The sequence below is a fragment of the Pelagibacterium halotolerans genome (assembly GCF_044811015.1).
In the GTDB taxonomy this organism is placed as follows: domain Bacteria; phylum Pseudomonadota; class Alphaproteobacteria; order Rhizobiales; family Devosiaceae; genus Pelagibacterium; species Pelagibacterium halotolerans_A.
The window spans coordinates 1590774-1610606 of the sequence record NZ_CP085243.1 but is presented as its reverse complement, the minus strand read 5'-3'; the positions used below and the strand labels follow the sequence as shown (position 1 = coordinate 1610606).

At 62.1% G+C, this 19833-nt stretch carries 17 protein-coding genes; 12 read left to right on the top strand and 5 right to left on the bottom strand.

The window, feature by feature from the left end; genetic code table 11:
• Positions 1 to 252 precede the first annotated feature (252 nt).
• Positions 253 to 1188, top strand: coding sequence for an AEC family transporter (locus tag LG281_RS07975; protein WP_404406088.1), 936 nt, complete (start codon positions 253 to 255; stop codon positions 1186 to 1188).
• A gap of 2 nt (positions 1189 to 1190) precedes the next feature.
• Here the strand turns inward: LG281_RS07975 and LG281_RS07970 are convergent, their stop codons facing one another.
• The 4 genes from LG281_RS07970 to LG281_RS07955 form a co-directional block, all read right to left on the bottom strand.
• Complete coding sequence (locus LG281_RS07970) at positions 1191 to 1985, bottom strand: transglutaminase domain-containing protein (RefSeq protein WP_404406086.1); 795 nt, start codon at positions 1983 to 1985, stop codon at positions 1191 to 1193.
• Between the two features lie 10 nt (positions 1986 to 1995).
• Positions 1996 to 2940, bottom strand: a complete 945-nt coding sequence (locus tag LG281_RS07965; RefSeq protein WP_404406084.1) for an alpha-E domain-containing protein — start codon at positions 2938 to 2940, stop codon at positions 1996 to 1998.
• A gap of 3 nt (positions 2941 to 2943) precedes the next feature.
• A complete protein-coding gene (locus tag LG281_RS07960; protein ID WP_404406082.1) occupies positions 2944 to 4365 on the bottom strand; it encodes a circularly permuted type 2 ATP-grasp protein in 1422 nt (473 codons plus the stop codon).
• A 558-nt stretch (positions 4366 to 4923) separates the two neighbouring features.
• Positions 4924 to 5262 carry a cupin domain-containing protein gene (locus LG281_RS07955; protein ID WP_404406080.1) on the bottom strand — a complete coding sequence of 113 codons (339 nt, stop codon included), beginning with the start codon at positions 5260 to 5262 and terminating at the stop codon, positions 4924 to 4926.
• A gap of 106 nt (positions 5263 to 5368) precedes the next feature.
• Here LG281_RS07955 and LG281_RS07950 point away from each other — a divergent pair, with 106 nt between their 5' ends.
• A complete protein-coding gene (locus LG281_RS07950) occupies positions 5369 to 7006 on the top strand; it encodes an alpha-glucosidase family protein (protein ID WP_404406078.1) in 1638 nt (545 codons plus the stop codon).
• On the opposite strand, the gene LG281_RS07945 is transcribed toward LG281_RS07950, so the two are convergent.
• Complete coding sequence (locus LG281_RS07945; protein ID WP_404406076.1) at positions 7003 to 8172, bottom strand: M20 aminoacylase family protein; 1170 nt, start codon at positions 8170 to 8172, stop codon at positions 7003 to 7005. The two genes, LG281_RS07950 and LG281_RS07945, sit on opposite strands and share 4 nt — an antisense overlap.
• Before the next feature lie 123 nt (positions 8173 to 8295).
• Here LG281_RS07945 and LG281_RS07940 point away from each other — a divergent pair, with 123 nt between their 5' ends.
• The 10 genes from LG281_RS07940 (at position 8296) to LG281_RS07895 (ending at position 19827) form a co-directional block, all read left to right on the top strand.
• Positions 8296 to 8928 carry a class I SAM-dependent methyltransferase gene (locus tag LG281_RS07940; RefSeq protein ID WP_404406074.1) on the top strand — a complete coding sequence of 211 codons (633 nt, stop codon included), beginning with the start codon at positions 8296 to 8298 and terminating at the stop codon, positions 8926 to 8928.
• A gap of 112 nt (positions 8929 to 9040) precedes the next feature.
• Complete coding sequence (locus tag LG281_RS07935) at positions 9041 to 9799, top strand: electron transfer flavoprotein subunit beta/FixA family protein (protein ID WP_404406072.1); 759 nt, start codon at positions 9041 to 9043, stop codon at positions 9797 to 9799.
• Positions 9799 to 10752: an electron transfer flavoprotein subunit alpha/FixB family protein gene (locus LG281_RS07930; RefSeq protein ID WP_404406070.1), complete on the top strand. Its 954-nt coding sequence runs from the start codon at positions 9799 to 9801 to the stop codon at positions 10750 to 10752. The genes LG281_RS07935 and LG281_RS07930 overlap by 1 nt, the downstream gene beginning before the upstream one ends.
• Before the next feature lie 250 nt (positions 10753 to 11002).
• A complete protein-coding gene (locus LG281_RS07925; protein WP_404406068.1) occupies positions 11003 to 12187 on the top strand; it encodes an aromatic amino acid transaminase in 1185 nt (394 codons plus the stop codon).
• 106 nt (positions 12188 to 12293) lie between these two features.
• Positions 12294 to 12950: a fructose-6-phosphate aldolase gene (gene fsa, locus LG281_RS07920; protein ID WP_404406066.1), complete on the top strand. Its 657-nt coding sequence runs from the start codon at positions 12294 to 12296 to the stop codon at positions 12948 to 12950.
• A 15-nt stretch (positions 12951 to 12965) separates the two neighbouring features.
• Positions 12966 to 14051, top strand: a complete 1086-nt coding sequence (locus tag LG281_RS07915; RefSeq protein ID WP_404406064.1) for an Mrp/NBP35 family ATP-binding protein — start codon at positions 12966 to 12968, stop codon at positions 14049 to 14051.
• A gap of 127 nt (positions 14052 to 14178) precedes the next feature.
• Positions 14179 to 15513 carry a GH1 family beta-glucosidase gene (locus tag LG281_RS07910; protein WP_404406061.1) on the top strand — a complete coding sequence of 445 codons (1335 nt, stop codon included), beginning with the start codon at positions 14179 to 14181 and terminating at the stop codon, positions 15511 to 15513.
• Between the two features lie 662 nt (positions 15514 to 16175).
• Entirely contained in the window at positions 16176 to 17492 is a 1317-nt protein-coding gene (locus LG281_RS07905) for an ABC transporter substrate-binding protein (RefSeq protein ID WP_404406059.1), read from the top strand.
• 101 nt (positions 17493 to 17593) lie between these two features.
• Entirely contained in the window at positions 17594 to 18622 is a 1029-nt protein-coding gene (locus LG281_RS07900; RefSeq protein WP_404406057.1) for a carbohydrate ABC transporter permease, read from the top strand.
• Positions 18622 to 19827 carry a carbohydrate ABC transporter permease gene (locus tag LG281_RS07895; protein WP_404406055.1) on the top strand — a complete coding sequence of 402 codons (1206 nt, stop codon included), beginning with the start codon at positions 18622 to 18624 and terminating at the stop codon, positions 19825 to 19827. Before LG281_RS07900 ends, LG281_RS07895 begins: the two co-directional genes overlap by 1 nt.
• The last annotated feature ends 6 nt before the right edge of the window (positions 19828 to 19833 follow it).

Here is a 19833-nt window from a genome sequence, read left to right as displayed (position 1 = left end):
CTTCTTGAGAGTGCGTTGAGCGCGAAGCGTCGTCTCGATAAGCGCCCGGTGAGAGCGGGGTCGGGCACTGGCTTCGTACGGGCTGGCAGACTGTCTTGATGCTTGCCTTGAGCCCGATGTGATGTTCACGCCCGAGCTGTGGGCCGGTCTCCCCGACCCGTTTCCGGATTGGGGCTCTGCGTAGCCATTGACCGCGGGGCGCAAAGCGTATCTTGTCGGCATCATACCATCCGATAGCGCTTTGCCCCATCAATGCTTTCAGTCCTCAACGTCGTCGCCCCCGTCTTTGCGCTCATCGCGCTCGGCTATACCGCCGTCCGGCTGCGGGTTTACCCGCGCGAGGGGGTCGGCGGGCTGATCAGCTTCGTCAACACCTTCGCCGCCCCGACGCTCCTGTTCCGTGCCATGCTGACGGTGGATTTCGGAGCGGCGTTCAATCCCGCGATCATCGGGCCGTTCTATCTCGGCGCGGTGCTGATGATGGTCTTCGGGTCGCTGGCGGCACGGAAATTCTTCGGCCGCAGCCCGGGAGAGTCCGTCGCCGTGGGCTTTGCGGCGATGTTCACCAATACCGTCCTCGTCGGTCTGCCGATCATGCAGCGTGCTTACGGGGAAGAGGCCATGCCGGTGGTTTATTCCATCATCGGCCTGCACGCGCCGCTCCTGATGACCGGTGGAATGCTCTACATGGAGCTTGCCCGGCGCGATGGGGGCAAGCTTTCGACGGCGCTCCTGCAGGGGGTGAGAAGCGCGGTCACCAATCCGCTTTTGATCGGCATCGCGCTCGGGGTGACCGGGAACCTCCTCGGCATTCGGCTAACCGGCGTGCTCGAAGATACGACGCTTCTCCTGGCTTCGTCGGTTATGCCGGTCGCGCTCTTCGGGCTTGGCGGCGCGCTCAACGATTACAAGCTCGCCGAAAACCTCTCGCAAGCCGCCATCATGAGCGGGCTCAAACTGATCGCGCACCCGCTGATCGCCTGGATCGTGATGGTGCCGATCCTTCGCGTTGACCCGCATATCGCGCGCTACGGCGTCCTGCTCGCTGGAATGCCGACCGGCATCAACGCTTATATTTTTGCAACCTATTACAACCGCTCGATCGACGTCGCGACCAACACCATCCTGTTTTCGACGGTTGCTTCGATCATAACCATTTCCGCGTGGCTGCTGGTGCTGGGTCCTTAGTCCTATTGCTGCTGGTTCATCATGATCTGCGATACCCGAACGGTTTCATCACCGTCGGGCGAAAGATCGGGCACCAGGCGCACCGGCGCCGTGGTTTCCGCGTCGAGTCCCGCAGCAAGCCGCACATAGGCTTCGGTCGGGCACAGATTGGCTGAAGGGTCGAACCCGATCCAGCCGAGCCCTGGATCGAATGCCTCGGCCCAGGCATGCAACCGGGCAGGGGCGTCTGCTTCCCCCAGCACGTATCCGGTCACGAACCGCGCCGGAATGTCGATGCCTCGCAAGGCGGCAACGAAAACATGTGCGTGGTCCTCGGCTACTATATCGAGGGGGTCTTCTCCGTCGTCCTCATCGTCCGCCTGCACAACCCGCGCCTCATAAAGCGTGCCCATGAGCCAGTGGAAGAGCTCGACATCTGCCATTCCCGCCTTCTGCTGGGCTTTGAGCCGGTTGACCAGGTGTCCATTGGGGCGGGTTTGCGCCGTTATGCGCTTGAAGAGCGCGATGTTGGGATCGCTTTCGACCCAACCCACGACCCCGCTCGTATCGTGCGTGTCGACCACGCCCGAAACCGCGATGAAGAGATCGTCGTCCGGCCGTGTCTGGTTGACCAGATGCGCCGTGTTGCCGAATGCGTCGACGAATTGCGCGGCACCTTCGATACCCGGCATGGCAATCGACCATTCCGCGATCGCCTGCGCCTTTGTCGGGGTGGGAGTCAACAGGAGGTGCTGGACCGCATGCTGCGTGCCTTCGGGGTAGGCGAAGCGGAATTCGTGGCGAATGGATATGCGCATTTCCCGCTCCCTAATAAAAATTGTAGCTCTCGGAGATCGCCGAACTCAGCGCGTTGTTCGATGCGATGAACCCGGTGAGATATTCGTGCAGCCCTTCGGAGAAGACCTTGTCCATGCTGCCGGTCGTTAAATGCTGCGCCATCCTGATCGCATCGTCATGGCAGCTCGAAGGTTCGCCATAGACCTGTTCGAGCATCCCCAGCATCGCGGTCACCGAGGTGACACAGAAGGCGAGAGAGCGCGGCATCTCCTTTCGGAAGATCAGGAAATCCGCAATGTTCCAGGCCTTGTACCGGTCGTGATAGACATGCCGGTAGGCCCGGTGCGCCGACGCTGCCCTTAAGATCATCGTCCATTGCTGGATATCGACATCCCCGCCCACCATGGAAGCGCGCGGCAAGAGCACGTAATATTTGACGTCAAGGATACGCGCGGTGTTGTCCGCCCGTTCGATGAAGCCTCCTGCCTGGGCAAAGGCGAAGCCGTCATCGCGCAGGATTGTCCCCAATAGCGCGCCGCGGAACTCGTGCGAGCTGTGCTTGACCCATTGCAGGAAGCCCGGAAGCTTGTTGCCCAGCACTTGCCTCGGCTGGACCTGCGAGAAGTGCAGCCATGTCGAATTGAGGCTCTCCCACATGTCCGTGGTGATCGCCGTTCTGACGGCCTTGGCATTCATGCGCGCCTTTTCGAGGCAGGATTTCACCGAATTGGGATTGTCGGTGTCGAACAGCATGAAATGCGCGACCGAAGCCACGTCCGTTACATCGTGCTTGCGCGCAAAATCCTCGTCGGCCTCGGCGGCCTGGAGCATGGACACCAGATGATCGTTCGCGCCATCTTCCTCGCGTTGGGTGAGGCTCATGCGGTATCCGACTTCGAGGAGCCGGGCGATGTTTTCGGCGCGCTCGACATAGCGCGACATCCAGAAGAGGCTGGCGGCGGTTCTTCCCAGCATCGCTCAATCCTCCAGAACCCAGGTGTCCTTGGTGCCGCCCCCTTGCGAGGAGTTGACCACCAAAGACCCCTGCTTGAGGGCCACGCGGGTGAGCCCGCCGGGTGTGATGCGGATCTGGTCCCCCACGAGAACGAAGGGGCGCAGATCGACATGCCTTGCGCCGATATCCTTGCCGGTGAAGGTGGGGCACGTCGACAGCGCGAGGGTCGGCTGTACGATGTAATTGTCCGGCCGGGCCTTGATCTTCTCGGCGAACTCGGCGCGCATCTTCCTGGTCGAGGTCGGCCCCACCATCATCCCGTATCCGCCGGAGCCATGAACCTCCTTGACCACCAGCTCTTCGAGGTGATCGAGCACATAGGCGCGCTGTTCGTCGTCGGTGCAGTTGTAGGTCGGCACGTTTTTGAGGATCGGCTTTTCCCCGAGGTAGAACTCGATGATCTGCGGGACGTAGGTGTAGACCGCCTTATCGTCGGCGATCCCCGTGCCTGGCGCATTGATGAGCGTGACGTTTCCGGCGCGGTAGGCATCGAACAGCCCGGGTACTCCGAGCATCGAATCGGGGCGGAAGGTAAGGGGATCGAGATAGTCGTCATCGATTCGTCGGTAGATGACGTCCACCCGCTCAGGTCCCAGCGTGGTGCGCATATAGACCTTGCCGTTCTCGACGAAGAGGTCGTGCCCTTCGCACAGCGTCGCGCCCATCTGGTCGGCGAGGAAGGAGTGCTCGAAATAGGCCGAATTGTAGATGCCCGGCGTCAGCACGACGAGGTTCGGTGCGCCCGTGCAGCTTTCCGGCGCGACGCTTTCGAGCGTGCGGCGGAGGTTTTCGGGATAGGTCTCGACCGGCGCGACCTTGAGCTTGTGGAAGAGGTCCGGGACGAGATGCATCATCGCCTCGCGGTCCTCGAGCATATAGGAGACCCCCGAGGGCGTGCGCAGATTGTCCTCGAGTACGTAGAATTCGTCCGGCCCCACCCGGACGATATCGACCCCGATGATATGCGAATAGATCCCGCGCGGCGGGTTCAATCCCATCATTTGCGGGCAGAACGCCTCGTTCTGGACGATGAGCTTTTCGGGAATGCGCCCGGCCCGGACGATCTCCTGATTGTGGTAGAGATCGTAAAGGAACATGTTGAGCGCCTTGACGCGCTGCTCGATCCCCTTTTCGAGCCGCCGCCATTCGGCCGCCGAGATGACGCGCGGGATCACGTCGAACGGGATGAGCCGTTCGGTCGATTCGTTCGAACCGTAAACCGCGAAGGTAATCCCCAGCCTTCGGAAGATCGTCTCGGCATCGCGCGAGAGCTGCCTGAGGGCTTGTGTGGGCTGGCTGTCCAGCCATTCCCCCAATATGCGGTAGGGATCGCGGACCGAACCGTCCGCATTGAGCATTTCGTCGAAATACTTTTTATCGCTCATGCGTTCCCGCTGAATAGGGGGCGCTTCCCAACACGCGTAGGTATTGGTGCATATTTATCGAGTGTCGTCCAGCGGGCATGAATTGCCCATCGACTTTTGCGGACATGCTCATCGGCCCGACGGCCCTCGGGCTCCGGGGTTTGCAAATGTGGACGGTATGCGGCGAGACGCGCCTCATACTGATTATTAAAGTGCGAAGCGAGCCTCGCCGCATACGACCGGGATTTTTGGCTTGGCGTCCGCTCGGGCTGGGGCCAATCCCCGCCAGGTTTCCCCGGTGACCACAGGATCGCTGTGGCTGGCCACGGTGACGTTCGGGCCTCCGCTGGGACGACTCCCATCGGACCCGGACCGGTCCCGCCCAAACGTTCGTTGCGCCTGCGCCCATCAAGCGGGTCCGTGGAAAGCATCATACTTGACGTTTCGGGGGCGGGGATAAGTTTGTGAGAAACCGGGAGTATCGCCGGGCCTGTCCTGGGGCAGGGTCCGCGTGCCGGTATCGGCTCTTGCGCCATCCGTCACCAATTGCCGCAAGCCTGGGCACGTCCGACTTCCAAGCTAGCTCTCCGCCTCATCCAGAAACGTCTGAATAATCGTCCCGCTATCGTGGATGCACATCATCTCCAACCGGTCCGGTCCGATATTGGTGAAGCCGTGCGGCGTTTGCGGTTCGACGATGAAAATGTCATTCGATCCCGCCTCATGGCTTTCTCCGGCGGCGGTAAAACGCACCGATCCCGATTTGACGATCCAGATTTCGGTGTAGGGGTGAACGTGCAGCCCGACATGCGCGCCGGGTCCCGAATCGACGGCGAAAAACGAGATGTTCGCACCGAACGGCGCGCCTTCGAACGTGATCGTCCGGCTGGCGTCCGCGGCGCGTAGGATGTGGGGCATGGTGAGTCTCCAATGGGTTTGATCCTGGATTTGAAACCGCCTCTTGCATTTCCATGCGCCGCCGCTACGGTGCGCCCAAATCGCTTTGGACGCTTGGGGAAGTAGTATGAACGACTGGTGGCGCGGCTGCGTCATTTACCAAATCTATCCGCGCTCCTTTCAGGACAGCAATGGGGACGGCGTTGGCGATCTGCGCGGGATTCTCTCGCGCCTCGAACACGTTGCGGGCCTCGGCGTCGATGCGATCTGGCTCAGCCCGGTGTTCACCTCGCCTATGGCGGATATGGGCTACGACGTCTCGAACTATACCGATATCGACCCGCTCTTCGGCACGCTCGCCGATTTCGACGCGGTGGTCGAAAAAGCGCACGAACTCGGCCTCAAGGTCATCATCGACCAGGTCGTCAGCCACACCTCGGACAAGCACCCCTGGTTCATCGAATCGAAGGCCTCGCGGACCAATCCGCGTGCGGACTGGTATGTTTGGGTCGAGCCGGGCAAAGACGGTATGCCGCCGAACAATTGGCCCTCCGTTTTCGGCGGTCCGGCCTGGGAATGGAATGCCACGCGGAGACAGTACTATCTGCACAATTTCCTGACCGGTCAGCCCGACCTCAATTTCCACAATCCCCAAGTGCAGGACGCGGTGCTCGATGTCATGCGGTTCTGGCTCGAAAGGGGCGTCGACGGCTTCCGGTTCGACACGGTCAACTACTACTTCCACGACAAGAAGCTGCGCGACAATCCGCCGGCGCCCAAGCAGAAAGGCAAGCCGCCGGCGAACAATCCGTACGACATGCAGCTTCATCTCTATTCCAAGAACCGCCCGGAAAACATCAAGTTCCTCAAGCGCGTCCGCGCGCTGATGAACGAATTTCCCGGCACGACGACAGTGGGTGAAGTCGGTGAAGCGCACCGTGCCATCGAGATCATGGCCGCCTATACCGCTGGCGATGACCTCCTGCACATGTGCTATTCGTTCGACATGCTCGGCCCCGATTTCGCGCCCAGGCATTTCCGTTCGCGCATCGAGGAGTTCTTCAAGGGCGCGCCGGATGGCTGGCCGTGCTGGAGCTTTTCCAACCACGACGTCATGCGCCACGTCTCCCGCTGGGAAGCCCATGCGGTAACCCCGGACGCCATGGCGCGGCTCGCCGCCGCCATGCTCTTTTCGTTCAAGGGTTCGGTCTGCATTTACCAAGGCGAGGAACTGGGCCTGCCCGAGGCCGAACTCGAATATAAGGAACTGACCGACCCGCCCGCCATCCGCTTCTGGCCCGCCATAAAGGGCCGCGACGGGTGCCGTACACCGATGCCCTGGACCGACGCGAAAAACGGCGGGTTCTCGGACGGAAAGCCCTGGCTCCCGGTCAAGCCGCCCCAGCTTGCCCGCAACGTTGCGGCCGAGGAGAAAGACCCTGCTGCACCGCTCCATTTCTACCGCGCCATGCTGGCCTTCCGCCGCGCGCATCCGGCGCTGACGGTGGGCGACATCCATTTCTATGATGCCAAGCCGCCCGTCTTCGCTTTCGCCCGCAGTGCGGGAGACGAAGCCATGCTCTGCGTTTTCAACCTATCGGCCAAGGCGCAGAAGATCGCGTTCAAGGGCTTGCCCGATGACATCACGCTCGACGCCATCTCCGAAGGCGCCGCGCTCAAGGGCGAGACGTTGGCGCTCGAAGGCAACGGCTTTGCGTTTGTCGATCTGGGCGCCGGAGTGAACCCTGAGACGATCTCGGTTTAACCCACCGGCAGCGCACGCTCGGCCAGCCGCACCCAATAGCTCACGCCATAGGGGATGGCCTCGTCGTTGAAGTCGTAGGTGTCGGTGTGGAGCTCGGAGCTCTTGCCATTGCCGAGGAAGATATACGAGCCCGGCCGCGCCTGCAGCATATAGGCGAAATCCTCCCCGCCCATGGTGGGATCGACGCGGGGATCGACCCGATCATCCCCGGCGATCTCGCGCGCGACCGCGATCGAAAACGCCGTCTGATCCGGCGTGTTGACCGTGACCGGATAGCCCCGGTGATAGGAAACCGCCGCCTCCGCGCCAAAGGCCTGCGCCAGTTGCGGCGCGAGCCGCCTGATACCCTCTTCCATCCGGTTGCGCACCGCCTCGTCGAGCGTCCGCACGGTGCCGGCGATCTTCGCGGTTCGCGGAATAACGTTATGTGCGGTCCCTGCATTGATCTTGGTGACCGAAAGGACCGCTGAACGGATCGGGTCGACATTGCGCGAGACGAGCGTTTGCAGACCCGTTATGACATGCGCTGAAACGATCACCGGATCGACTGCCAGATGCGGCATCGCCGCGTGCCCGCCATGCCCCGTGATCTCGATGACGAACTCGTCGGTCCCCGCCATGATGCCTCCCTCGCGGATGGCAAAACGCCCCAGCGGAATACCCGGCATATTATGCATGCCGAAAACCTCGGAAATATCGAAGCGCTCCATAAGCCCATCGTCGATCATCGCCTTGCCGCCCGCGCCACCTTCTTCGGCGGGTTGGAAAATCACGGCGACCGAACCATCGAAATTCCGCGTATCGGCGAGATAACGGGCCGCGCCCAAAAGCATGGCGGTGTGTCCATCGTGCCCGCAGGCGTGCATCTTGCCGGTGTTTTTTGAGGCATAAGGCTTGCCGGTGCGCTCGGTGATCGGCAGGGCATCCATGTCCGCGCGAAGCCCGATGGTCCTGCCCGAAGTGTCCGATCTGCCCTTGATGATGCCGACGACGCCTGTACGCCCGATCCCTGTCACGACCTCATCGACACCGAAGCTCTTGAGCTTTTCGGCGACCGTCTGCGCGGTGCGGTGAACATCGTAGAGCAGTTCGGGATTGGCGTGGAAATCGTGCCGCCAAGCGGCAATGTCGGCCTGGAATTCGGCTACGCGGTTGATGACGGGCATAAAGGAACCTGAGGAGAAATCAGTAAGCGCGCACTTTCTGCGCCTTGTTCCGTCGCGTCAATGGCAGGCTTTGGAAAAGCGATAGACTTTGACGTCGCACGCGGCTTCCGGCATGGAAAGCGCATGGAAACCGAGCTCACTATCGACTTCGTCGGCGGCGCCGTCGGCTATCGCTTGCGGCAAGGGGAGGGGCGCAAGCAGGCTCTGCCCAGAGCCGTTGGGATGGCCAGGGGCGCGAACCCGTTCGTCGTCGATGCAACGGCAGGCATGGGGCGCGATGCATTTCTGCTCGCAAGCCTTGGCGCGACGGTGACGATGATCGAGCGCAGTCCGGTGGTTCACGCGGCACTGGCGCGTGCGCTCGAGGCCGCGCGGGGCGCCGGGGAGGACTATGCGCAGGTCGTCGGGCGTATGAGGCTTCTCCATGGGGACGCAAAAGACCTTCTGGAAACGCTTGCGCCCGAAGTCGTTCTGGTCGATCCCATGCACCCGCCGCGTGTCAAATCCGCGCTCGTCAAAAAGGAGATGCGCATCCTGCGCGATATCGTCGGGACCGACCCGGATGCGGGCGCTCTGATGGATGCTGCGTTATCCTCGGGCGCGCGCCGCGTCGTCCTCAAATGGCCGCTGCGCGCCTCGCCCTTGCCCGGTCTACGCAAGCCGTCCCATCAGATTGTGGGGAAAACCACGCGCTATGATGTGTTTGTGATCGGGGAGCAGGGCGAAAAGCCCGCGTTCCACCGGCCAGCGGATTGACGTTCTCCAAACCGGCGCGCAAATGGCGCGATTTTTCAGGGGCGCCAGCTTGCCGCGCGCGCCCCGATTTGCAAAGACATGCCGGAGCTTTGCGACCGGGAGCATCTTGGCAATGAAAATTCTCGTGGCCGTCAAACGGGTTGTCGATCATACCGTCCGCATCCGCGTGCGGCCCGACGGATCGGGCGTGGATACCGACAACGCCAGGTTCTCGATCAACCCGTTTTGCAAACACGCCGTCGAGGCCGCGGTGCAACTTGCTGAACATGGTCATGCCGACGAAGTCGTCGCGGTCACCATCGGTCCGGCCAAGGCCAATGACGTGCTGCTTGTCGCGCTCGCCATGGGCGCCGATCGCGGCATTCATCTTGTCACCGAGGCGCGCACCGAACCGCTCGCCGTCGCCAAGCTCCTGAAGGCCGTCGTCGAGGAGGAAAAGCCCGATCTCGTGCTGCTGGGCAAGCAGGCGGTCGACGACGATGCCAACCAGACCGGCCAGATGCTTGCAGGTCTTCTCGATTGGCCGCAGGCCACGTTTGCGTCCGGGATCGAGGTCGACCACAACGGGCTCAAGATCACCCGCGAGGTCGATTATGGCCGCGCGACCTACGCGCTCAAAACCCCCGCCATCGTGACGGCTGACCTGCGTTTGAACGAACCGCGCAACACCGCGCTGCCGCAGGTGATGAAGGCCAAGAAAAAGCCTGTCGACACGCGCCCGGCGGCGGATCTTGGGATCGACATCGCGCCGCGTCTGACGGTCGAAAAGGTGTCGCCGCCGCCCGAGAGAACCGGAGGGCAGGCTGTCGGCTCGGTCGCCGAACTTGTCGATATCATCGCCGAAACCGCCACGGCGGGGGAGCGCACATAATGGCCATCGCCCTTCTTGCCGAACACGATCTCAGCCAGCTTTCCGCAACCACCGCGCGCGCCGTCGCGGCGCTCGCGCCCATGGGGTTGCCCATCGATATCCTCGTCATCGGCGCCAATGTCGGCGTTGTGGGCGGCCAAGCTGCCGCAATCGAGGGCGTGCGCAAGGTGCGCGTGCTGGACGATGCGGCGCTTGAGGCACGCGGGGCGGAGGCGCTGACCGGCGTTCTCCTCGCGCTCAAGGACGAATATTCGCACTTTGCCGCCGTCGCGGGGGCCATCGGCAAGGATGTCCTGCCGCGCTTTGCCGCAAAGCTCGACGTGAGCCCGGTGACGGACGTGACCGCGGTGCACGGTCCCAACCGTTTCGACCGTCCGATTTATGCGGGCAACGCGATTGAGACGGTCAGCTGCAACGAGGACAAGGTTGTCCTCACTATCCGCCCTTCTGCCTTTTCGCCCGTGCGTTCGGACGGATCTGCGCCAATCGAACCTCTGGCAGCCCCCACGACTTCGGTCGCGGAGGCTGCTGAGTTCCTCGTCGCGCATCGCACGGTGTCCGACAGCCCGGACCTCTCGACCGCGCGCATTGTCGTCGCGGGCGGAATAGCGCTCGGCTCGACCCACAATTTCGGGATGATCGAAAGACTCGCCGCGGTTCTCGGCGCCGCCGTCGGCGCCACGCGTGCGGCGGTCGATGCCAACTACGCACCCAACGACTGGCAGATCGGCCAGACCGGCAAGGCGATCGCCCCGGACCTCTACATCGCCATCGGCATTTCCGGCGCGCTCCAGCACCTCGCCGGCATACAGGGCGCGCGCAAGATCGTCGCGATCAACAATGATCCGGACGCGCCGCTGATGCAGATCGCGGACTACCGGCTGGTGGGGGATCTGTTCGAGGTCGTCCCGCAGCTTACAGTGGAGTTGGAAAAGCGGTTGGGCGGGAGCTGATGTCTCGCACGCTTGCTATGCCGCAGACCTGCACTCCTCTCTCCGTCGTCATCCGCGGGCTTGACCCGCGGACCTTGCAGTATATCTCCAAGCGCCGTGCGGAGGGTTGGCCGCGAGGTTGCCGGGTCAAGCCCGGCGATGACGAGAGGGGGGGGCGACACCAACACCGCCAGCAATACCCATTGCAATGTCGCACACGCCCTCTATAACGGGCGCCGCGCACCTTTTCTCCTCGATTTCGCGAGGCACCATGTTCGAAGCATTCTCCAAGGCACCCCAGGACAAGATTTTCGCGCTGATGGCGGAAATTGCCGCCGACGATCGGCCCAACAAGATCGATCTCGGCATCGGCGTCTATAAGGACGACGACGGCAACACGCCCATCATGAGCGCGGTCAAAAAGGCCGAGGAGCGTATTCTCAAAACCGCCAGGACCAAGACCTACATCGGCGTCGCCGGCAACAGGGCCTTCTCCAAGGCGATGGTCGGTCTCGCGCTCGATGGCGCGGTGCCTGAAGATCGCGTACGCGCCGCACAGGCGCCCGGTGGCACCGGCGCGCTCTGGGTGCTGATGCAGCTTTTAAAGCGCGGGAACCCTGACGCGACACTCTGGGTGTCCGACCCTACATGGCCCAACCACAAGCCGATGGCTGAAAACGTCGGCTTCACGGTCAAGACCTACCCCTATTTCGATCCAGAGACGGGTAAGGTCCGGTTCGAGGAGATGCTTGCCACCCTCGACGGGCTGGGCAAGAACGATATCGTTCTCCTGCACGGCTGCTGCCACAACCCGACGGGCGCGAACCTTTCCCCCGAACAATGGGACCAAGTGATCGCCTCGCTGCAAAAGACTGGCGCCTTCCCCTTTATCGACCTCGCCTATCAGGGCTTCGGCGATGGGCTTGAGGAAGACGCCTATGGCGCCCGCGCGGTCGTCGGCGTTCTCCCCGAAGTTGCGATCGCGACAAGCTGCTCGAAGAATTTCGGGCTCTACCGCGAACGCGTCGGCTGCGCGATGGTCGTCGCGCGCGACGTGGCCCAGGCCGATACGGCGAACTCGCAGATGCTCAACATTATCCGCTCGGCCTATTCCCAGCCGCCCGATCATGGCGCGGAAATCGTCCGCATCATCCTCGAGGACGAGGCGCTCAAAGCCGAGTGGAAGGCCGAACTCGAAGCCATGCGCACCCGCATGGTCGAGAATCGGAAAAAGCTGGCCGACGCCATCCGCGCGCGCTCGAACAGCTCGGATTTCGATTTCGTCGCCGAGCACCGCGGCATGTTTTCGCTTTTGGGGCTTCCCAAGCCGGTCATCGACCGCCTGAAAACGGAAAATGCCGTTTATATGCTGGATGATAGCCGGATCAATATCGCCGGGCTCGGGGATGAGCGCATCGAGCGTCTCGCCGACGCCATCGTCAACGCAACGCGGTAAGCTTTTCGGAATTCGCCAAAAGATCTGGCGTTTGCCCTTGCAGCCGAGCCGCTTTTTGTCCACCTATAGACTACGACTAAAGTCTAATCCCAAACGGGAGAGAGAAATGAAGTTTTTCGTCGATACCGCCGAGGTCAGCGACATCCGTGAACTGCACGAGATCGGCCTGCTCGATGGCGTCACCACCAACCCCTCGCTCGTCGCCAAATCCGGCCGCGACTTCAAGGAAGTCGTCAAGGAGATTTGCGAGATCCTGCCCGGAAAGCCGGTTTCGGCCGAAGTCGCCGCGACCGACTATGACGGCATGATGGCCGAGGGCAAGGTGCTCGCCGCGCTCGCTGACAACGTGGTGGTCAAGGTGCCGCTCACGCTCGACGGTTTGAAGGCCTGTAAGCACCTGACCGATCAGGGCATCAAGGTCAATGTCACGCTGTGCTTTTCGGCCAACCAGGCGCTTCTGGCGGCCAAGGTCGGCGCGACCTACATCTCGCCCTTCATCGGGCGGCTCGATGACCTCAACCTCGACGGCATGGAGCTCATTGGCGACATTCGCGTGATCTACGACAATTACGGCTTCGAGACCGAGATTCTCGCCGCCTCGATCCGCTCGGCCAACCACGTCTCCCAGGCCGCCCTGGCTGGTGCCGACGTGTCGACCATCCCGCCGTCGGTCCTCAAGAAGCTCGCAAGCCACGCCCTGACGGACAAGGGTCTGGATGCCTTCGTCAAGGACTGGAAAGCCACCGGTCAGTCGATCGTTTAAGGATCGCGCCCGCGAATGGCCGACGCGCCGCTCGATAGGACAATCCGCAACGCGCTGGGCGCTATAGAGGTGCCCGGCGGCGGTTCGCTTGCGGAGTTTGATGGACTCTCCGACATCATCGTCACTAAAAGCGCCGTGGCTTTCGCCATTTCGGTCACTCCGGGGATGGAAACCGCCTTCGCGCCGGTGCGCTCGAAGGCCGAGGTGGTCGCAACCGAGCACGCCGAAGGCCGCAAAGTCATGGTCTCATTGACGGCGGACAAAGCGCCCGCCAAGGCCGCGCCGCAGGGGGAGGGCAGGCCGGCGCCTCCGCCACGCACGCCGGTCCCCGGCATCAAGCACATCATTGCCGTCGGTTCGGGCAAGGGCGGGGTCGGAAAATCGACCTGCGCGGTCAATATCGCGCTCGCTTTCGCCGCGAAGGGTTTCAAGACCGGCATTCTCGATGCCGACCTTTACGGCCCCTCTCTCCCCAAGCTTTTGGGCCTCGAGGGTAAGCCCGCGCTGCGCGAGGACGGTATTTTCCGCCCGTTCGACGCCTTCGGGCTCAAGGCCATGTCCATTGGCCCGATGCTTGAGGGTAATCAGGCGGTGGTCTGGCGCGGCCCGATGGCAACCTCGGCACTGCGGCAGTTGCTGCGCGAAACCGAGTGGGGCGAACTCGACGTCCTCGTCGTCGACCTGCCGCCGGGTACGGGCGACATCCAGATTTCTCTCGTCCAGCAGGTTGAGCTCGCCGGGGCGGTCATCGTCTCGACGCCGCAGGATCTCGCGCTGATCGACGCCAAGAAGGCCATCGACATGTTCGCGCGGGTGAAGATCCCCGTGCTCGGCATCATCGAGAACATGAGCTACTTCCTCGCCCCCGATACCGGCGCCCGCTACGACATCTTCGGCCACGGCGGCGCGAAGGAAGCCGCCACGGAGTTCGGCGTGCCGTTCCTGGGCGAGATTCCGCTCGTGATGTCCATTCGCGAAGGTTGTGACGCAGGCCGCCCCGCCGTCGCCGCCGATCCCGAAGGCGCCGATGCCCGAGCGTTCATCGCGATCGCCGACAAGCTTGCCCCCGCACTTGAGCGCAAGGCCGCCTCGATCGCCTGATCAACGCTGATGACAGCGTTGCGGAAAGCTGCTACGCTATCTGTAATCGATTACATTTTCGACAAACGGGGCAGGCGGGCAAAGAAGACCTGCAAAATCCCGAACAACTGCCCGGGCGGAGGGTCTCATGTTTTCTTCCAAGCGCGCCGATTTCGGCGATGACTTCATTTTCGGCACGGCAACGGCGTCCTACCAGATCGAAGGCGGCCAGACCGATGGCCGCGGATCGTCGATCTGGGACACATTCTCGGCCACGCCGGGCAACACCTATAACGGCGATACGGGGCTCATCGCCTGCGACCACTACAGCCGCTGGGCCGAAGATCTCGACCTTCTCTCCGATGCGGGGTTCGACGCCTACCGGTTCTCTTTTTCCTGGCCACGCCTGATCCCCGAAGGCACGGGCGCGCGCAACGAGAAGGGCTTCGATTTCTACGATCGCGTGATCGACGGCATGCTCGAGCGCAATATCAAGCCCTACGCGACGCTCTACCACTGGGATCTGCCCAGCGCGTTGCAGGACAAGGGCGGCTGGATGAACCGCGATATTGCCGGCTGGCTCGCCGACTACGCGGTTGAGATCAACAAGCGCTTCGGCGATCGGCTTGCGGCAACCGCGACGATCAACGAGCCCTGGTGTGTGGCCTTCCTGAGCCACATGCTCGGCGTCCACGCGCCGGGCTATCGCGACCTGCGCGCCGCCGCGCGGGCGTCCCATCATGTGCTGTTCGCTCATGGCACGGCGATCAACGCCCTGCGCGCTGAGGGCGCGAAGAACCTCGGTATCGTCCTCAATTTCGAGGTCGCCCAGGGCGCGACCGGTAAGCCTGAAGACCTCGCCGCAGCCCGGCTCTGGGATGGCATTTTCAACCGCTGGTATCTCGACGGCGTCTTCAAGGGGCAATACCCCGCCGACGTCCTCGAAAAGGGCTTCGGCCCCTATATGCCGGACGGATTCGAGAACGACATGGCGACGGTCTCGGCCCCGCTCGACTGGCTCGGCGTCAACTATTACACGCGCGGCCTCTATGCGGCCGACCCCAGCCGGTCCGTATTCCCGATCAAAAAGGTCGATGGCCCGCTCGAAAAAACCGAAATGGGCTGGGAAATCTTCCCGGAGGGGCTCGAAGAAATTCTGACCCGTATCGCCGCGGACTATACCGATATCCCGCTTGCCGTCACCGAGAACGGCATGGCCGAAGTCGAGGGTACGGACGACCCGCGCCGCATCGCCTATTACGACGCGCATCTGTCCGCAGTCCTTGCAGCACAAAAGCGCGGCGCTAACGTTACCGGCTATTTCGGCTGGTCGCTGTTGGACAATTTCGAATGGGCCGAAGGCTACGCCAAGCGGTTCGGGCTGGTCCACGTGGACTATGACACTCAGAAGCGTACGCCCAAGAAGAGCTACGAGGCGTTCAAGATGCTGCTCACCGGCGCCAATCAGTCCCAAGTGGCGTAGGGTGGACGTATTCAGGAGCAAACAGAAGCTCTTGGCGTAAACTTATCCCCGCCTCCGAAACCTCTTTTATGATGTGTCTCACGGTTTCGCTTTTGATGAGCGCAGGTACCACGAATATCTGGGCGGGACCGGTCCGGGTCCGATGGGAGTCGTCCCAGCGGAGGCCCAAACGTCACCAGAGCCGGTCGTCGCGCTGCGACGGCGTACTGGCGAAAGCCAGCGGGGAGTTCGAAACGGTTTGGCAAAGCCAAAGACGAAGGTCCGGTGGACCTTCGTCAGTGCACGAACGCCCGGAGAGCTATGCTCGGAGGGCCAAACCCCAGCCTGTAAGATGGGCGGACAAGCCAAAAACCCCGGGCGTATGCGGCGAGGCTCGCTTCGCACTTTAATAATCAGTATGAGGCGCGTCTCGCCGCATACCGCTCTACCGATCATCCGAGGCCGCAAGGCCGTCGGACATTTTCGGCTGCGCGCCGATTTCTCCTTTCATTACGGCATGATCGGCTTGGCAAGCAGGGAAGATTGTGCGACTTTGAACATTGCCGAACGCCATTCACAAGACCCGTATCCGGGCACTTAAACGTTTTGGTTCCAAAACGTTTTGGATGGACGGCAAAAATAAGACGTTTTCATTGCGTCACACTGTGCAATGGGAGGACTACATGCACAAATCCCTTATGGCCGGTATCTCGGCCGCCACGCTTTTGCTCGCTTCCGCCTCCGGCGCCTCTGCCGCAATGATGGAAGATATCGAGGCAATGGACCTCTCCGGGCAGACCCTCACCATTTTCGGCCCCTGGCTCACCGCCGACCAGGAAAACTTCGAAACGGTCATCGCGCTGTTCGAAGAAGCCACCGGCGCCAATGTCGAATATTCGGGCTCGGACAGCTTCGAGCAGCAGATCGTGATCGACACGCAGGCCGGTTCCGCGCCCAACATCGCTGTCTTTCCTCAGCCCGGCCTTGCCGCCGACCTCGCCGCTCGCGGTCTTCTGACCCCGCTTGGCGACGACGTTGAAAGCTGGCTCGTCGACAACTATGCCGCCGGCCAGTCCTGGGTCGATCTCTCGAGCTATGAAGGCGAAGATGGCGAGACCCATCTTTACGCGTTCCCCTACAAGGCGGACGTGAAATCCCTCGTCTGGTACGTGCCGGACAACTTCGCCGATGCGGGCTACGAAGTGCCTGAATCGATGGAAGACCTCAAAGCGCTCACCGAGCAGATCGTTGCGGATGGCGGTACGCCGTGGTGCATCGGGCTGGGGTCGGGTGCGGCCACTGGTTGGCCTGCGACCGACTGGGTCGAAGACTTCATGCTGCGCGTCAACCCGCCGGAAGTCTATGACGAGTGGACGACCAACGCGATCCCCTTCAACGATCCGCGTGTCATCGCCGCGATCGAGGAGTTCGGCTGGTTTGCCAAGAATCCCGACTTCGTGGCCGGCGGGCCTGCCGCTGTAGGCACCACGGACTTCCGCGATAGCCCGGCGGGCCTCTTCTCGGTGCCGCCGCAGTGCTACATGCACCGTCAGGCTTCGTTCATTCCGTCCTTCTTCCCCGAAGGCACCGAACTGGGCAGCGATGCGGACTTCTTCTACTTCCCCGCTTTCGCGGATGAGGATCTTGGCAAGCCGGTTCTCGGCGGTGGCACGCTTTTCGCCGTCACCAAAGACAGCGAAGCGGCCCAGGCGTTCATCCAGTTCCTCGAAACCACCGAGGCACATGAGACCTGGATGGGGCTGTCGGGCTTCCTGACGCCGAACAAGAACGTCAGCCTTGACGCTTATGCCAACGCGGCACTGCGCGGCCAGGGTGAGATTCTGCTCGACGCCACGACCTTCCGCTTCGACGGGTCCGATCTTATGCCGGGCGCTGTCGGTGCAGGTTCGTTCTGGACCGGTATGGTCGATTACGTCGGCGGCGCTTCGGCCGAAGAAGTTGCCGACGCGATCCAGACGAGCTGGGACGCGATTAAATAAAAAGGGCGCAGCCCCAACGAAAATGTGTCCGGCGCTACACGTGCCGGGCACAGGCGCAAGAGAAGAAAATGATCGTCAAAGGATCATAGCGGAGGGGTGTTATGTGGCTTCAGATAGCCGGCGCGCTCGTCACCGTGGTTATCGGGGTCGCGGCGTGCGTTCTATATTTTTGGGGCACCAACTGGGTGCTTGACAGGACCCTGGGAACCTCTGGAGCAGGGGGCGTGGGTGACGGTGTCGCGACGGCCGGGCAGGACCGGCTGCGTACACGCATCCGTCCATGGCTGTTTCTGGCCCCGGCACTCTTTTTCATGGGGCTCTACCTCATCTTTCCGGTCGTCGAAACGTTCCGGCTGACCTTCTTCAACCGGTTCGGCACGACCTATATCGGCTTTGCCAATTACGCTTGGGCCCTCAACGACCCGCAGTTCCAGCAGTCGATCCTCAACAATCTGCTCTGGCTGATCATCGTGCCGACGCTTGCGACGGCTTTCGGGCTGATCGTCGCCGTCCTCGCCGACCGCATCTGGTGGGGACAGGTCGCCAAGTCGCTGATCTTCATGCCGATGGCCATCTCGTTTGTCGGCGCGTCGGTGATCTGGAAATTCGTCTACGATTACCGCGGCACCGACGTCGACCAGATCGGCATTCTGAACGCCATTGTGCAGATGTTTGGCGGTACGCCGCAGGCCTGGATGACGATCACGCCCTTCTGGAACTCGTTCCTTCTGATGATCATCCTCGTCTGGATCCAGACCGGCTTTGCCATGGTCATCCTTTCGGCTGCGCTGCGCGGCATTCCCGAGGAAACCATCGAGGCCGCGCGCATCGACGGCGCGAGTGATATCCGCATCTTCTTCGACATCATGATCCCGCAGATTTTCCCGACCATTCTCGTGGTCTGGACGACGATCACCATCGTCGTTCTGAAGATCTTCGACATCGTTCTGGCGATGACCAACGGCCAGTGGGATACGCAGGTCCTCGCAAACCTGATGTTCGACTGGATGTTCCGCGGCGGTGGCGATGCCGGGCGCGGCTCTACCGTGGCCATCTGCATCATGATCGCGGTCATTCCGATCATGATCTGGAACATCCGCCAGGCCAGCAAGGAAGAAGGGACACGCTGATGGCTACGATCACTTCCGGCACAACAGCGACGTCCCGGACCGAGCGTTCGGCGGTTGCCGCGTGGCTTTCCCAGTTGACGGTAGGCAAGGTCGTTGCGCAACTCGCGCTTTTGCTCCTGGTTGTCGTCTGGACGGTCCCCACCGCCGGGCTCCTCATCAGTTCGGTCCGCGACAAGGACCAGTTGACCACCTCGGGCTGGTGGGAAGCTCTGGTGATGAGCGAATCCAGAGAAGCCGCTGCCTTGCCGCCGGCCGACACGCAAGTCGAAGAGAACGGCCAATACGTTATCCGCGGGGAGGTGTTCTCCGCCGATAGCGGGCGAACCGTGCTGCGCTTCGGCACGTCCATCAACAATCCCTCCGAGGCGGCGGCTGGCGAAACGCTGGATTTGCGTGCCGGCGGCCGGATCACCGTCAACTCCGACGGCTCCTTCGAGATGGTATCCGACGCGCCGTTCGAATACGACCGCGCGCGCATTTTCGTCGTTGTCGGCATTCCTCCGCGCTTCACGTTCCAAAACTATTTCGAGGTTCTCACCTCCGAGGGCATCGGGCGCAGTTTCATCAACTCGTTTACGGTGACGGTGCCCGCCACCGTGATCCCGATCCTGATCGCGGCGTTCGCGGCCTACGCGCTCGCGTGGATGAACTTCCCGTTCCGGGGCGCGCTCGTTGCGCTCATCGTCGGGCTGCTTGTCGTGCCGTTGCAGATGTCGCTCATCCCGCTCTTGCGGATGTACAACGGCATCGCGGGGATCACCGGCGGCGCGTCCAAGACCTATCTGGGAATCTGGCTCGCCCACACCGGCTTTGGCCTGCCGCTCGCCATTTACCTCTTGCGCAACTACATGGCGGGCCTGCCCAAGGAGATCATGGAAAGCGCGCGCATGGATGGCGCGTCGCACTTCCAGATCTTCACCACGATGGTGTTGCCGCTCTCGTTCCCGGCGCTCGCGTCCTTTGCGATCTTCCAGTTCCTCTGGGTCTGGAACGACCTGCTGGTCGCCACCGTGTTCCTGGGCAACAATGAAGGCCAGATCGTTCTGACCGCCCGGCTGCGCGAACTTCTCGGTTCACGCGGCGACAACTGGGAAATCCTCACCGCCGGAGCGTTCATTTCGATCTTCGTGCCGCTGATGGTCTTCTTCTCGCTCCAGCGCTACTTCGTCCGCGGCCTTCTGGCCGGGTCGGTCAAGGGCGGCTGACGCGGA

What these genes read in the sequence shown, in the direction of transcription:
- LG281_RS07975 (WP_404406088.1), top strand. Translation starts at nt 253, where the DNA reads ATGCTTTCAGTCCTCAACGTCGTCGCCCCCGTCTTTGCGCTCATCGCG.
- LG281_RS07970 (WP_404406086.1), bottom strand. Translation starts at nt 1,985, where the DNA reads ATGCGCATATCCATTCGCCACGAATTCCGCTTCGCCTACCCCGAAGGC.
- LG281_RS07965 (WP_404406084.1), bottom strand. Translation starts at nt 2,940, where the DNA reads ATGCTGGGAAGAACCGCCGCCAGCCTCTTCTGGATGTCGCGCTATGTC.
- LG281_RS07960 (WP_404406082.1), bottom strand. Translation starts at nt 4,365, where the DNA reads ATGAGCGATAAAAAGTATTTCGACGAAATGCTCAATGCGGACGGTTCG.
- LG281_RS07955 (WP_404406080.1), bottom strand. Translation starts at nt 5,262, where the DNA reads ATGCCCCACATCCTACGCGCCGCGGACGCCAGCCGGACGATCACGTTC.
- LG281_RS07950 (WP_404406078.1), top strand. Translation starts at nt 5,369, where the DNA reads ATGAACGACTGGTGGCGCGGCTGCGTCATTTACCAAATCTATCCGCGC.
- LG281_RS07945 (WP_404406076.1), bottom strand. Translation starts at nt 8,172, where the DNA reads ATGCCCGTCATCAACCGCGTAGCCGAATTCCAGGCCGACATTGCCGCT.
- LG281_RS07940 (WP_404406074.1), top strand. Translation starts at nt 8,296, where the DNA reads ATGGAAACCGAGCTCACTATCGACTTCGTCGGCGGCGCCGTCGGCTAT.
- LG281_RS07935 (WP_404406072.1), top strand. Translation starts at nt 9,041, where the DNA reads ATGAAAATTCTCGTGGCCGTCAAACGGGTTGTCGATCATACCGTCCGC.
- LG281_RS07930 (WP_404406070.1), top strand. Translation starts at nt 9,799, where the DNA reads ATGGCCATCGCCCTTCTTGCCGAACACGATCTCAGCCAGCTTTCCGCA.
- LG281_RS07925 (WP_404406068.1), top strand. Translation starts at nt 11,003, where the DNA reads ATGTTCGAAGCATTCTCCAAGGCACCCCAGGACAAGATTTTCGCGCTG.
- fsa (WP_404406066.1), top strand. Translation starts at nt 12,294, where the DNA reads ATGAAGTTTTTCGTCGATACCGCCGAGGTCAGCGACATCCGTGAACTG.
- LG281_RS07915 (WP_404406064.1), top strand. Translation starts at nt 12,966, where the DNA reads ATGGCCGACGCGCCGCTCGATAGGACAATCCGCAACGCGCTGGGCGCT.
- LG281_RS07910 (WP_404406061.1), top strand. Translation starts at nt 14,179, where the DNA reads ATGTTTTCTTCCAAGCGCGCCGATTTCGGCGATGACTTCATTTTCGGC.
- LG281_RS07905 (WP_404406059.1), top strand. Translation starts at nt 16,176, where the DNA reads ATGCACAAATCCCTTATGGCCGGTATCTCGGCCGCCACGCTTTTGCTC.
- LG281_RS07900 (WP_404406057.1), top strand. Translation starts at nt 17,594, where the DNA reads ATGTGGCTTCAGATAGCCGGCGCGCTCGTCACCGTGGTTATCGGGGTC.
- LG281_RS07895 (WP_404406055.1), top strand. Translation starts at nt 18,622, where the DNA reads ATGGCTACGATCACTTCCGGCACAACAGCGACGTCCCGGACCGAGCGT.